This is a genomic window from Streptomyces sp. NPDC042346, assembly GCF_055581845.1.
Window position 1 is genome coordinate 550,245 of record NZ_JBVJEH010000004.1, and the last position, 13,759, is coordinate 564,003.

Annotated in this window: 11 protein-coding genes; 4 read left to right on the forward strand and 7 right to left on the reverse strand. The window is 70.4% G+C overall.

Annotated elements, in window-relative coordinates:
* Positions 1-110 precede the first annotated feature (110 nt).
* The 4 genes from rsmG to ACZ6K0_RS20530 all read left to right on the forward strand — a co-directional run bounded on the left by rsmG (position 111) and on the right by ACZ6K0_RS20530 (position 4,003).
* Complete coding sequence (gene rsmG / locus ACZ6K0_RS20515; RefSeq protein WP_376397838.1) at positions 111-827, forward strand: 16S rRNA (guanine(527)-N(7))-methyltransferase RsmG; 717 nt, start codon at positions 111-113, stop codon at positions 825-827.
* Positions 828-1,063: 236 nt separating this feature from the next.
* Positions 1,064-2,140, forward strand: coding sequence for a ParA family protein (locus tag ACZ6K0_RS20520; protein WP_376397841.1), 1,077 nt, complete (start codon positions 1,064-1,066; stop codon positions 2,138-2,140).
* Positions 2,137-3,225 carry a ParB/RepB/Spo0J family partition protein gene (locus ACZ6K0_RS20525; RefSeq protein WP_376397845.1) on the forward strand — a complete coding sequence of 363 codons (1,089 nt, stop codon included), beginning with the start codon at positions 2,137-2,139 and terminating at the stop codon, positions 3,223-3,225. The genes ACZ6K0_RS20520 and ACZ6K0_RS20525 overlap by 4 nt, the downstream gene beginning before the upstream one ends.
* A 160-nt stretch (positions 3,226-3,385) precedes the next feature.
* Entirely contained in the window at positions 3,386-4,003 is a 618-nt protein-coding gene (locus ACZ6K0_RS20530) for a GNAT family N-acetyltransferase (RefSeq protein ID WP_376397848.1), read from the forward strand.
* A 104-nt stretch (positions 4,004-4,107) separates the two neighbouring features.
* Here the strand turns inward: ACZ6K0_RS20530 and trxA are convergent, their stop codons facing one another.
* From trxA to ACZ6K0_RS20565, 7 genes are all read right to left on the reverse strand, one after another.
* Complete coding sequence (gene trxA / locus ACZ6K0_RS20535) at positions 4,108-4,440, reverse strand: thioredoxin (RefSeq protein WP_376397851.1); 333 nt, start codon at positions 4,438-4,440, stop codon at positions 4,108-4,110.
* A gap of 47 nt (positions 4,441-4,487) precedes the next feature.
* Positions 4,488-5,453 carry a thioredoxin-disulfide reductase gene (gene trxB / locus ACZ6K0_RS20540; RefSeq protein WP_376397854.1) on the reverse strand — a complete coding sequence of 322 codons (966 nt, stop codon included), beginning with the start codon at positions 5,451-5,453 and terminating at the stop codon, positions 4,488-4,490.
* 139 nt (positions 5,454-5,592) lie between these two features.
* Positions 5,593-6,537: an anti-sigma factor gene (locus tag ACZ6K0_RS20545; RefSeq protein ID WP_469231264.1), complete on the reverse strand. Its 945-nt coding sequence runs from the start codon at positions 6,535-6,537 to the stop codon at positions 5,593-5,595.
* Entirely contained in the window at positions 6,534-7,238 is a 705-nt protein-coding gene (sigM, locus tag ACZ6K0_RS20550; RefSeq protein WP_376397860.1) for an RNA polymerase sigma factor SigM, read from the reverse strand. Before sigM ends, ACZ6K0_RS20545 begins: the two co-directional genes overlap by 4 nt.
* A gap of 25 nt (positions 7,239-7,263) precedes the next feature.
* Positions 7,264-8,949, reverse strand: a complete 1,686-nt coding sequence (locus tag ACZ6K0_RS20555) for a protein kinase family protein (protein WP_376397863.1) — start codon at positions 8,947-8,949, stop codon at positions 7,264-7,266.
* A 116-nt stretch (positions 8,950-9,065) separates the two neighbouring features.
* Positions 9,066-11,327: a murein biosynthesis integral membrane protein MurJ gene (gene murJ / locus ACZ6K0_RS20560; RefSeq protein ID WP_469231267.1), complete on the reverse strand. Its 2,262-nt coding sequence runs from the start codon at positions 11,325-11,327 to the stop codon at positions 9,066-9,068.
* Between the two features lie 45 nt (positions 11,328-11,372).
* Entirely contained in the window at positions 11,373-13,712 is a 2,340-nt protein-coding gene (locus ACZ6K0_RS20565; protein ID WP_469231269.1) for a DUF6049 family protein, read from the reverse strand.
* Between the last annotated feature and the right edge of the window lie 47 nt (positions 13,713-13,759).

Genomic DNA, 13,759 nt, shown 5'->3' on the forward strand with positions numbered 1-13,759 from the left:
TCGTAGTGTCGGCCCCGTCTGTTCGCAGGCGGGGCCGATCTTTGTCAGCCTGATAGTCAGCCACCACAGTGCGCTCGCAGGATTGCGTGCGGTACGGAAGGACGGTTCCCGTGACGGAGGAAGCGGTGCTCCCGGAGGCGCCGGAGCAGGCGCGGACAGTCTTCGGTGAGTACTTCCCGGAGGCCGTGCGGTACGCGGAGCTCCTCGCGGACGCGGGTGTGAAGCGCGGCCTGATCGGCCCGCGGGAGGTCCCGCGGCTGTGGGAGCGGCACATGCTGAACTGTGCCGTCCTCTCGGAGGTCGTCCCCGAGGGCGTCACGGTCTGCGACGTGGGCTCGGGAGCCGGTCTTCCCGGCATCCCGCTGGCTCTGGTCCGGCCGGACCTCAAGATCACTCTCCTGGAGCCGCTGCTGCGCAGGACGAACTTCCTCCAGGAAGTCGTCGAGCTGCTGGGCCTCGACCACGTCACCGTGGTCCGTGGCCGCGCGGAGGAGATGCTCGGCAAGATCACACCCGTCCACGTGGTGACCGCTCGCGCGGTGGCTCCGCTGGACCGGCTGGCCGGCTGGGGCGTTCCTCTGCTCCGCCCGTACGGCGAGATGCTGGCCCTCAAGGGCGACACCGCGGAGGAGGAGCTCAACGGTGCTCGCGCCGCGCTCTCCAAGCTCGGTGTGGTGGAGACCTCGGTGCTGCACGTGGGCGAGGGGATCGTCGATCCGCTGTCCACGGTCGTCCGGGTGGAGGTCGGTGAGAGCCCGGGCGGTGTGCGGTTCGCGGCCAAGCGCGCCAAGGCCGCCCGGACGAGCAAGACCCGTCGACGCCGCTGAGCGTCGCATACGCACCATTTCGGAGTGTCGAACGGCTCCGACCGGGCAGCAGGGGCATGGTGTTTCACGTGAAACGTCACTCCCTGCTGCAGGGGATCATCAGCCGCGGTCGCGCGGCTGCCACGCCCCGGGACCGTAAGCCCCTCGCGAAGCCACTCGCGAGGGTTACGGAGTTGTCCACAGAGGTGGATTCACCCACAGAACCACCGACCTCGCTGGTTCACGACCCCGAAAGCATGGCAGGCTCTGCTCATCGCGAGCCTGAAGCCGAGGAGAGTGAATCCTTGCGGTCCGACGCCAACATCGCGGGACCGATGACCGATCCGGTCCCCGGTCCCCGAACCGAATCGGTGGGGGAGGATGTTTCACGTGAAACATTGCCCCCAATGGACGACACCCCCATTGGTCGTGCTGCCCAACTGGCAGTAGAAGCCCTGGGCCGTGCCGGTGAGGGACTTCCCCGACCGGCCCAGACGCGTGTGATGGTGGTCGCCAACCAGAAGGGCGGCGTGGGCAAGACGACCACGACGGTCAACCTTGCCGCCTCTCTGGCCCTGCACGGCGCCCGGGTCCTGGTCATCGACCTGGACCCGCAGGGCAACGCTTCCACGGCGCTCGGCATCGACCACCACGCCGAGGTCCCCTCGATCTACGACGTCCTGGTGGACAGCCGGCCGCTGTCCGAGGTGGTGCAGCCGGTCCTGGACGTCGAGGGCCTCTTCTGTGCCCCCGCGACCATCGATCTCGCCGGTGCGGAGATCGAGCTGGTGTCGCTGGTGGCGCGCGAGAGCCGCCTGCAGCGGGCGATCCAGGCCTACGAGCAGCCGCTCGACTACATCCTGATCGACTGCCCGCCCTCACTCGGCCTGCTCACGGTCAACGCCATGGTGGCGGGAGCCGAGGTGCTGATCCCGATCCAGTGCGAGTACTACGCGCTGGAGGGTCTCGGCCAGCTCCTGCGGAACGTCGAACTGGTCCGGGGTCATCTGAACCCGGGGCTCCACGTCTCGACGATCCTGCTCACCATGTACGACGGCCGGACGAGGCTCGCCTCCCAGGTCGCCGACGAGGTGCGCACGCACTTCGCCGAGGAGGTGCTGCGGACCAGCATTCCCCGGTCCGTCCGTATCTCCGAGGCACCGAGTTACGGGCAGACCGTTCTCACCTACGACCCGGGCTCCAGCGGCGCCCTGTCGTACTTGGAAGCGGCTCGTGAGATCGCCCTGCGGGGTGTCGCCGTGCACTACGACCCGCAGCACGCCCATGCAGGGCACCAGAACAACCAGCGCAGCATGTCGGAGGGGATCCAGTGAGTGAGCGACGTAGGGGATTGGGGCGTGGGCTCGGTTCGCTGATCCCTTCGGCTCCCCAGGAACGGCAGACGCCGATGGTCGGTGTCGGAGCGGGGGCGACCTCCGCCGGTGCCGGCCCCGTCCTGACCTCGGAGCGGGGTGTGGCCGCCGCGAAGCTGGCATCGCTCCCGCACAGCAGCCCGTCCCCCGACGCGGCGGGCTCGTGGAGCGAGGCCGAGACGGCGGCTCCGCCGCAGCCGCCGGCCGGTGCCTACTTCACCGAGCTTCCGCTCGACGCCGTCGTTCCCAACCGGCACCAGCCTCGTGAGGTCTTCGACGAGGACGCGCTGGCGGAGCTCGTCGTCTCCATCAAGGAGGTCGGCCTGCTCCAGCCCGTGGTGGTGCGCAAGGTCGATGACGAGCGCTACGAGCTCGTCATGGGTGAGCGTCGTCTGCGGGCATCGAAGGAGGCCGGTCTCGAGCTGATCCCGGCCATCGTCCGGGACACCGATGACGAGAAGATGCTCCTGGACGCCCTCCTGGAGAACCTCCACCGGGCCCAGCTGAACGCGATCGAAGAGGCGCACGCCTACGAGCAGCTGCTCAAGGACTTCGGTTGCACCCATGACCAGCTCGCGGATCGGATCGGGCGCTCCCGCCCGCAGATCTCCAACACGCTGCGTCTGCTCCGTCTCTCCCTTCCGGTGCAGCGGAGGGTCGCCGCCGGTGTGCTCTCCGCCGGTCACGCGCGGGCCCTGCTCGGCGTGGAGGACGCGGAGGCCCAGGACCAGCTGGCCTACCGGATCGTCGCCGAGGGCCTCTCCGTGCGTACCGTCGAGGAGATCGTGAGCCTCATGGGCTCCGAGGCACCCGCGGCGGTCAAGGCGAAGGGCCCGCGTGCCGGAGGGCGCGTCTCGCCGGCGCTCACCGATCTCGCCACCCGGCTCTCGGACCGCTTCGAGACCCGGGTGAAGGTCGACCTGGGGCAGAAGAAGGGCAAGATCGTCGTCGAGTTCGCGTCGATGGACGACCTGGACCGGATCCTCTCGACCCTCGCCCCCGGCGAGGGGAAGGTCATGGACCAGAAGAACGCCGAGCAGAGCTGACGTTCTCGTTGCGCTGAGGCCGCCCAGGGCGGGTCGTGTTCCGGTCATCACCGGAGTCCGGCCCGCCCTTTGCCTGGGAGCGGTGTCCCCCTGATCGCCCGGTCGATACGATTCCGAGAGGCGTATTCGTGCTCGGTGGCGAGGGAAGCGAGGGGCAGCCGTGGGGCGTCGGCTCGTACCGCTCACGCTGGACAACCTTCCGGACCTTCCCCAGCGATGTCGCTCCTGTGTCTTCTGGGAGCTCGACCCGGTCAGCGGAGAGGCCGCCGTGAAGGCGGGGCGTCCGGGGCCGGAGAAGGAAGCCTGGATCTCCGCCGTCCTCCTGGAGTGGGGGTCCTGCGGGCGGGTGGTCTACGTGGACGAGGTGCCCGTCGGCTACGTCCTCTACGCTCCCCCGGCCTATGTGCCGCGGTCGACGTCCTTCCCGACCAGTCCGGTGGCGGCAGACGCCGTGCAGCTGATGACGGCCTGGATCATGCCGGGATATCAGGGCCAGGGGCTGGGCCGGATGGTCGTGCAGACCGTGGCCAAGGACGTGATGCGGCGGGGCTTCAAGGCGATCGAGGCGTTCGGCGATGCCCGCTGGAAGGAGCCGGCCTGTGTGCTGCCGGCCGACCATCTCCTGTCCGTGGGCTTCAAGACGGTCCGCCCGCACCACGCGTTCCCCCGGCTGAGGCTGGAGCTCCGGACGACGCTCTCCTGGAAGGAGGACGTCGAGATGGCCCTGGACCGCCTGCTCGGCGCTGTGAAGAAGGAGCCGGCCCTGAGGCCGCTCTAGCACCTCTGGCACCTCTGGCACCGGAACATGAGAACGGCCCGCCCCTTGTCGGGGCGGGCCGTTCGTGTTTCACGTTGCACGTTTCACGTGAAACAAAGAGCGTGTCAGCCGTTCGCGGGCTTAACGAAGGCGTCCAGGTCGCGCAGGATGGCGGCCTTCGGCTTGGCACCGACGATCGTCTTCACGACCTCGCCGCCCTGGTAGACGTTCAGCGTCGGGATCGACATGACGCCGTACTTGGCGGCCGTGGCCGGGTTCTCGTCGATGTTGAGCTTCACGACCTCGATCTCGCCGTGCTCCGCGGCGATGGCCTCCAGCGACGGGGCGATCTGGCGGCACGGGCCGCACCACGCCGCCCAGAAGTCCACCAGAACGGGCTTGTCGCTCTTGAGGACGTCCTCTTCGAAGGAAGCGTCGGTCACAGTCTTCAGGGCCACGGCGGCCTCCTTGTTTTCGTGGGGTGTGGAGTCAGGAAGAGCGAGGATCAGACTGCGGGGGTCTCGGCCAGCTTCTCGCTGTCGGCGAGAGCGGCCAGGAAGCGCTCGGCGTCGAGAGCGGCGGAGCAGCCGGTACCGGCGGCCGTGATGGCCTGGCGGTAGGTGTGGTCGACGACGTCGCCCGCACCGAAGACGCCCGTGACGTTCGTGCGGGTCGACGGCGCGGCGACCTTCAGGTAGCCCTCCTCGTCCAGCTCCAGCTGGCCCTTGAAGAGCTCGGTCCGCGGGTCGTGGCCCACCGCGATGAAGAGGCCGGTGACGGCCAGCTCGCGGGTCGCGCCGGTCTTGGTGTCACGCAGGGTCAGACCGCTGAGCTTCTGCTCGCCGTGGATCTCGGTGACCTCGCTGTCCCAGGCGAACGAGATCTTCGGGTCGGCGAATGCGCGCTCCTGCATGGCCTTGGAGGCACGCAGGCTGTCGCGGCGGTGGACGATCGTGACGGTCTTGGCGAAGCGCGAGAGGAAGGTGGCCTCCTCGATCGCGGTGTCGCCGCCGCCGACGACGGCGATGTCCTGGTCCTTGAAGAAGAACCCGTCGCAGGTGGCGCACCAGGAGACACCGCGGCCCGAGAGCGCGTCCTCGTTGGGGAGGCCGAGCTTGCGGTGCTGGGAGCCCGTGGTGACGATGACGGCCTTGGCGCGGTGCACGGTGCCGGCGGTGTCGGTGACGGTCTTGATGTCGCCGGTCAGGTCCACGGCGATGATGTCGTCCGGGATCAGTTCGGCGCCGAAGCGCTCGGCCTGCGCCCGCATGTTGTCCATCAGGTCCGGGCCCATGATGCCGTCACGGAAACCGGGGAAGTTCTCGACCTCGGTCGTGTTCATCAGGGCGCCACCGGCGGTCACAGCACCCTCGAAGACCAGGGGGTTCAGCGACGCTCGGGCCGTGTAGAGCGCAGCGGTGTAACCCGCGGGCCCCGAGCCGATAATGATCACGTTACGGACGTCGCTCACGGGTGTCTTCCTCGTCTCTGCAGACTGCCACTGCCTACGGGGGCGGTTGCCTCGGTCACTCTCACCCCACCCAACGGATCCTACGGGGCATGCATTCCCGAGATTGCCGCACGGCACGTGACCGAGGCGGGGAGCGAGATCAGGAGCGTGGGTACGTCTCGCTGAGCAGAAGATCGGCCGCGGGGGTTCCGGTGCTCGTGGGCCGGTCGGCGCAGGAGGCGTCGAGGACGAAGGCCTGGACCCGGTTGCTGTCCGCAGGGTCCGTCAGGACCAGCAGATAGGCGGGAGTCCCCTGGTACTCGCCCCGCTCGTGGGCGAGAACGGCGTCGGTACGTCCGGTGCCGGCCAGAACGCAGCCGGGGACGGCGCTGTCCCTGTTCCGCTGGGGGCTGGTGGTGGCCTCGGCGGACATCGACTCGGGGCCGATTCCCTGAGGCGTCCTGGCCACGCTGCCCTTTTCACCCAGGAGCGCGTGGACGCGTTCCTCGACCGGTGTCCCGGAGAAGGGGCTCACGGCCACAGCACCGACGTCGGCCTTCTTGGCGGCGTCCGCGCTCCCGGCGGTCGGTGCACCGCCGCCTTGGCTGAGGAGAAGGCCCGTACCGAGGACGGCGGCGGCGAAGGCGGCTCCGAGCGTGGAGACGAGCGCGATCCGGCGTCGGCGGGGCTTTCCGGGGCGGCCCGGGCGGCCGGGGCCGGTGGCCGCGGCCGGCCGGCCGGCAGGGCGCTCCGTGGCAGGGGAAGGAGCGCCGGAGGGAATCGGCTCGGTGTGGGGCCGCGATGTTTCACGTGAAACAGGGCTGTCGTTCTCCGGCGCGGTGGCCTGGAGGAGGGCTTCGGCGGCGAGTGCGGCATCGATCCGGCCGGCGATCTCGGCGGGCATGCGGGGTGGCCCGGGCAGAGTGCCCAGGAGGCCCCGGATCTCCTCCAGGGAGGTCCGTACGTCCGCGCAGAGGGGGCAGCCGTCCAGATGGTGCCGTACGGCTGCGGAGCGGCTCGGTGACAGGAGCCCCTCGGTCAGATCGGAGATCTCCGAGACGTCCGGGTGCTGTGTCGTGTCGGCCTTGCCGGTCGTGGAAGTCACGCGCGCCCACCTCCGCCCTTCACAGCAGCTGGATCTGTCGGACCGGTACTCGTCGGCCCCGGCACCGGTGGGACGGATGTCCCCGGCGTCCGGTTCCTTCCCCCTTCGGTGGCCTCGTTACCCACTGTGTCGGTGCGCAGATGAGTGACCATCGGGAGCAGTCGGGACCGCCCCCGCGCGCAGCGGCTTTTCACGGTTCCGGTGGGAACGCCGAGGATACGTGCCGCCTCTGCGACGGGGTATCCCTGCATGTCGACGAGGACGAGTGCGGCGCGCTGGTCCGCGGGGATCAGCGCGAGGGCCGCCAGGACCTGCCGGTGCAGATCCTGGCGCTCCACGGGCGCTTCGGCCGACTCGTGCGGGTCGAGGAGCTGCTCGAAGCGGTCGGTGTCGTCGACGGGTGAGGTGCGGCGGGAGGCGGCCTTGCGGGCGCGGTCGAGGCAGGCGTTCACCGTGATGCGGTGGAGCCAGGTCGTGACGGCCGACTGGCCCCGGAAGGTGTGAGCGGCCCGGAAGGCGGACAGCAGGGCGTCCTGGAGGGCGTCGGCGGCCTCCTCGCGGTCCCCCAGGGTCCGCAGGGCCACGGCCCACAGCCGGTCGCGGTGACGCCGCACGAGCTCACTGAAGGCGTCCGGATCCCCGGCGACATGGCGCGCCAAGAGCTCCTGGTCGCCTGTGGCCTCGTCTATCGGAGCGTCCAACGGTGAGCCCCTCCCCGTGCGGTGGTCAGCCCATGATCTTGATCTCGGCCAGCTTGCCGCGGTAGCCCCCGTCGTTGGTGGGGAGTTCCGTCAGCCAGACCAGAACGTAGCGGGTCGTGACCGGCTTGGTGGGCTTCAATGTCACGTTGCTGCCCGATCCGGACGCCTGGGTCGTGAACCCGTCGGGCGTGGAGGGCGCGGAAGAGGCGTCGGAGGGCGCGGTGCGGAGCTCCACCGAGGTGTGGCCCAGGAACGTCAGGTCGACCGAGCTGATCTCCTTGGCCGTGCCCAGGTCGAGGATCATGCCCACGCCCGACTTCAGGTTGGCGAAGCCGACACCGCGGTAGTTCTCGGTGTACCAGAAGGTGCTCGGGTCACCGTCGTAGGCGAGGTCTATGGCCTGGGGCTTCTCCGAACCGTTGCCCAGCGGATCGAAGTCCCGGGCGGACACGATGGAGATCGGCTTGGGCGGCTCGGGCTTCTCGTCGACCGTGGGCGACGTGACCGGCGTCTTGGTGGTCGGCTCCTGGTCGAGCAGCCGGTCGGCGATCTGCCAGCTGCCCAGACCCAGGGCGGCGATCAGCAGGGCCGAGACGGCCCACTTCAGCGCCGTGCCGGTACGGCTCTGGAGCGGCGCCGGCGGCACGATGACCGGCTGGGGGACGGCGGGACGCGCCTGGGGGCGGCCGTACGTGCCCTGCTGGTACGTCGTGCGCTGGTAGTCGGGCGGGGCGGGGAACTGCGGCTCCGGCGGCTTGACGCGGGGCATCGCGGCCACGGCCTTGGCGAGCTCGTCCGGGGTCGTGCAGGGCGGCTCCTGGCGCGAGGCGGTCGCGCCGTCGTTGGCGAGGGCCCGCATGGCGATCTCGGAGAGGCCGCGGTGGATCCCGGCCCGGACCTGGTCGGGCGGGAGGAGCCCCACGCCCTTGGGGAGGCCGGAGAGCCCGTAGGCGTCGCTGTCGTACGGCCAGCGCTGGGTGAGCGCGGCGTACAGGAGGGCGCCGATGGCCTCGGTGTCGGTGCGCTGCGGGCGCTCGGCGGTGATGCCGCGCAGGGCGGCGTTCACGGCGAGGCCGCGGATCCGGTACTGGCCGGTGGAGCTGCGCAGGACGGCGCTCGGGGTGAGCCGGAGGTGCGCGAGGCCCTCGCGGTGGGCGGCGGCCATGGCCTGGGAGACCTGGCTGACGAGCTGGTAGGCGTCGTGCGCCTCCATCGGGCCGGTCGCGAGCAGCGCGGTCAGCTCGGTGGAGTCGGGCAGCCACTCGTGCACGACGTACACGAGGTCGTTCTCCTCGACGGCGTCGAGGACCTGGACGAACCGGGGGTCGCCGAGCAGCGCCGCGGAACGGGCCGCGGCCAGGACCGAGCGGGCCCGGGGGTGGTCGGCCGGCAGGAGATGGACCCCGACGGCGCGCCGCAGCTTCTCGTCGACGGCACGCCAGCTGCTGAAGCCGTCCAGTCGGGTGACGCACTCCTCCAGCCGGTACCGTCTGGCCAGCTTGTGGCCGCTGTGCAGGTCGGGTGCCGTCATGGAGGGCTGTTCACCGCTCTGTCGTTCGACCGCCTTGCTCTTCGTGGCCTCGGCGGTCGACTCCGCCGTCTTCTGCGTTTCCGCCACCCCGTCGGTCGCAGCCTTGTCCGCCTTGGCGGTCAGCGGGTCTTCACCGCTGTTGTCGGCCACGTCGACGGCAGCCGTGCTACGTTCCGCCACCGTCGTCCTGCCTCCCCATCCGTTGCGCCACTTCCAACAGCCATGCCAATTGTGCCCACAGTCCGACGCTATGCACGACACGCGGTCCCCGCCGATGGTTGTGCGGGGACGCGGAATCAGCGTCCCAGGCGTCCGCGCACCATCCCGACCAGGGTGTTCAGTTCCGCGATCCGCATGCGCTTTGCCGCGACGAAGAAGACACCCAGGAGGACGGCTCCGCCGACGAGCAGGGCGACGAGCGAGCCCAGGGCACCTTCGCCCAGGAGCTTCAGCAGTCCGAAGCCGACGGCGCCGGCGACGATCGCGGCAGGCACGGAGGCCAGGCAGAGCCGCGCGTAGGTCCGCATCACATGGGTGCCGTCCAGGTCGCCGCCGAGGCGGTTGCGCAGGCGGCGCCACGCGATGCCGACGCCGACGGCGTACGCGAGTCCGTAGGAGGCGGCCATGCCGACGACGGCCCACTGCGCGGGCAGGAGGACGTAGCAGAGGGCCGAGGCGGCCGCGTTCACGGCGGCGACGATGACCGTGTTGTAGAAGGGCGTCCGGGTGTCCTCGTAGGCGTAGAAGCCGCGGAGCACGACGTACTGGACGGAGTAGGGGATCAGGCCGAGTCCGAAGGCCATCAGGATGAAGCCCATGCCCTGGGCGGCCTGCACGCCGCTGGAGGCGTAGAGCAGGGTGCACATCGGGACGCCGAGGGCCAGGAAGGCGAAGGCGACCGGGACGATCGCGACGGCCGAGTTGCGCAGGCCCTGCGAGATGTCGTCACGCACGGCGCCCGGGTCGTTGTCGTGGGCGGCGCGGGAGATCCGCGGCAGCAGCGCGGCCATGACGGAGACGGTGATGATCGCCTGCGGCATGCCCCAGATCAGCTGGGCGTTCGAGTAGGCGAGGAAGCCGGCGCCGTTCTTCCCCGACTCCTGGCCGGCGGCCGTGGCGAGCTGGGTCACGACCAGGACGCCCGCCTGGTTGGCGAGGACGAAGAGGACGGTCCACTTGGCGAGCTTCACCGTCTTGCCGAGCCCGTGGCCCTTCCAGTCGAAGCGGGGCCGGAAGCGGAAGCCCGTCTCGCGGAGGTACGGGATCATCGCCAGGGCCTGCACGACGAGCCCGAGGAGGGTGCCGATGCCGAGCAGGCGGATGCCCTCGTCGGGAATGGTCTGGACGCCCATGTGGGACTCGGCGGAGGTGCCGTAGACCCAGATGAACAGGCCGAACGTGACGATCATGACGATGTTGTTGAGGACCGGCGTCCACATCATCGCGCCGAACTTGCCCCGGGCGTTGAGGATCTGCCCCATCACGACGTGCACGCCCATGAAGAAGATCGTGGGCAGGCAGTAGCGGGCGAAGGTCACGGCCACGCTGTTGGCCGCGGCGTCGTCGGCGATCGTGTTCGACATCAGCCGGACCAGGATCGGTGCGGCGAGGACCGCCGCCACCACGATCAGGCCGAGCGCCACCATCACGAGGGTGAGCAGGCGGTTGGCGTAGGCCTCGCCGCCGTCCTCGTCGTTCTTCATGGAACGGACGAGCTGCGGGACGAAGACCGAGTTGAGGCCGCCGCCGACGGTGAGGATGTAGATCATCGTCGGCAGGGTGTAGGCGATGGTGAAGGTGTCACCGAGCAGTGCGGCGCCGAGCGCACCGGTGATCACCAGGCTGCGGACGAAGCCGGTGAGCCGGGAGACCAGGGTGCCGGCCGCCATCACGGCGCTCGACTTGAGCAGCCCGGAGGCGCGGCCGGACTTCTTCGGCGCGGGGGCGGGGACGGGCATGGGGTCCGGCTCCGTGGCGGGCGGGGGCACCTGGCCGGGCGTCTGCTGGTCCCGGTAGAGGTGCGCGAACGCGTCCGGCTCGGGCCGCTCCTCGCCGGCGCGGGTCACCAGGTCGTCGACACCGGTGAACTGCACCGTACGGGCGTCGTCGCCGTACGGCAGGTGACGCGAGGGGCCTTCGGGCTCGGGCGCCGGGGTCTGCGCCCACACGCGGGGGTCCGGGGCGTGCGGAGGCACGGCCGGCTGCTGGTAGAGCGGCTGGGGCTCCTGGTACGTGCCGGGCGGCGGCGGCGGGTGCGCGGCACGGTCGTAGAGCGCCTCGGTCACCGGGTCCTGCGCGGAGAGGTCCTGGGCCCGGTACGGGTCGTGGGCGAAGGCGTCCTGGACGTAGGGGTCCTGGGCGTACGGGTTCTGCGCGTAAGGGTCCTGCCCGTGCGGGCTCTGCGCGTAGGGGTCCTGCCCGTGAGGGTCGGGGACGCCCTGCTGGGGCGAGGGCGGCACCGGTGGGTACCCGGAACCGGGGGGTGCCGCGGGCGTCCCACCGGACGGCGCGGTGCCGCCCGCGCCCTGGCCGCGGTCACCGTCGTACGGCGCGTTCATGGTTACCCCACCTCATCGTCCCCGGCCGACCGGCCACGACATCGCTCAACGGTCCACTTTCTCACCCGGGCCCGACGGGTCCCCGCTTTCGGACCCGGTGTCCGGCGTCGGGTCACTCGGCTGCTCGGGTTCGTCGCTCTCGACGTCCTCCGCCGCCGGTTCCGGCTCCGTCCCGGTGCCCGCCTCGGCTTCCTCGGCTTCCGCCTCGGCCTTCCTGGCGGCGACCCGCTTGCGCTGGCTGTACATCCGGACGCCGGCGAGGACGAGGAGCAGCACACCGCCGGCGATCACGAGCATCACCGTGGCGGTGATCTCGGAGACCTTCACGTTGAAGCTCATCGGCTGGCCGTAGGGCGTGCCGTCCACGGTGTAGAGCTGGGCCGTCATCGGGACCTGGCCGTTGACGTTGGCCGAGACGGTGAACTTCACCGACTGGCTGTGCCCGGCGTTGATCTTCACCGGGAGTTCGGCGTAGCGCTCGCCGTTCAGCTCCAGCCGGCTCTTGTTGCTGGAGGTGAGGCGCAGCACCAGGTCGTCCACGCCCTGGAGCAGCTTGTTCTGGACGGTCACGGGGATCGTCGCGCTGCGACCGGACAGGGTGAGGTCCGACTTGTCGACGAGCTGGATGCCCTCGGTGAGGTCCTGGAGGTACTTCAGGACGTCGTTGCGGTAGACCGCGGCCGCTCTGGCCTGACCGCGCCAAGAGGTGGACATCTCGCGGTTGATCGCGTTGCCGAAGGGCACCACGACACGGTCCGGGACGGTCAGGACGACCTTGAAGTCGTCCAGCTCGTCGCGGGTGGTCTTCATGTCGCGGAAGGTCTGGACCGTCAGTTCCCGTTCGCGCAGCTCCTTCGGGTACCGGGAGCCACTGGGCACGGTGGTCGACGCGTCCGGGTCCGGCTTGGCCGCGGCCGCCGTGAGCAGGTCGGCCGGCGTGGTCCAGCGCCGGGCGGACAGACCGCTCAGGGCGGTCGCCATCGTCTGTGCCTGGGCGACGGTCGGTACCCGCTGCGGGGCGACCACGACGCTGCGCTGCTGCTCGGGCTGTTCGAGGGTGATCGCGAGCGACTGCGCGAGGAACTCCTGGACCGCGAGGGTGGAGTTCTCCGTGCGGACCATGTCGCCCTCGAAGGCGGTGGACAGGAGCTCGTCGCTCACCACGGCGGTGGTGCTGCCGTTGCCGAGGGGGCGGGCCGCCGTCGGTGTGTAGGGGAGGTCGTCCCGGACGCTGTCGCTGCGGGCGATCACCTTGTTGGCGCCCGCCGAGGTGGCGACGGCCACGATCGAGGGGTCGACGGCCCCTTCCACGGGCCAGGAGAAGTCGGTGGACGGCTGGACGTGGAGGACGGTCTCCACGGTCGTCGCCGCGAGCGAGGTGGCCGACTGGAGGTGTGCCAGGGAGCCCGGCACGTCCTTGCCGCGGTGGGCCAGGGAGGCGAGGTCGGGGTCGGCGAACGGCAGAGCGACGACCTTGTGCCCCTGCACGGCCGCTTCCAGCGCGTTCAGCCACTGCTCGGCCACGGCCTTGTTCTTGCCCGGGACGTGGGCCGTGCCGTCCTTGACGCGGTAGCCGTTGGCCATGGCGTCGACCGTGGCCAGCAGATCCGGGTCGATCACCCAGGTCACCGGCAGGTCCTTGCCCAGCGAGACCATCTGCTCCAGGCGGCCGCCCGGACGCAGCTCGGCGGCCAGGGCGTCGTCCTCGAAGACCGGGGTCTGCTGGTCGTCGGTGGCCGTCTCGGCCGAGACGTGGGCCGAGGAGATCAGCGGCCACAGGTAGGTGAGCTGGGTCTTCTTCTCGGTGGCTTCCGGCTGGTACGGCAGGAAGGTCCGCTCGATGCCGAGCACGCGGTCGTAGCGCCGGTCCGAGGTCTGGCCGGTGAGCGAGACGCCCAGCTGGTAGACGCCCGACTCGTCGAGGCCGAGCTCGGAGACCGGGACCGAGAGGGAGAAGTCCGCGCTGAGCCCGGCGTCGAGGCGGGGGATCTTGGCGGAGGGGGCCTCGCCGAGCGGTGCGGGGTCGCTGTCGCTCCGGTAGCCGGTGCGGTCCGAGACCTGGTCGATCTCGCTCCGGCTCGTCATCATCGGGCCGACCCGCAGATCCACGGTCGCGTCGGTGATGGCTTTCTTTCCCCGGTTGGTGACCGTTCCCGAGACGGTGACGGTGTCACCCTCCACGGGCGCGCTCGGGGAGAGCGTGTCGAGGGACACATCGACGGTCTTGGAGACGGTCCCGTCCTCCGCGGCGACCGCCGGTGCGGCGGTCGGGGCCTGGAGCAGGCCGGCGAGGAGCGGCGCGCCGACGGCGACCGTGATGGTGCGCCGCAGCCATCGGCGGGCAGGTGAGGGACCGGTTCCCTGAATGTCTGCCGCCTCGCCCACGCGTTCGCCCATCCTCGTCGTTGTCTGTGGTGCCAGTGGTGTCGATG

Excerpts from the sequence above, each read along its gene's own strand:
- ACZ6K0_RS20520 (WP_376397841.1), top strand. The coding sequence starts at position 1,064 with ATGGCAGGCTCTGCTCATCGCGAGCCTGAAGCCGAGGAGAGTGAATCC.
- murJ (WP_469231267.1), bottom strand. The coding sequence starts at position 11,327 with ATGAACGCGCCGTACGACGGTGACCGCGGCCAGGGCGCGGGCGGCACC.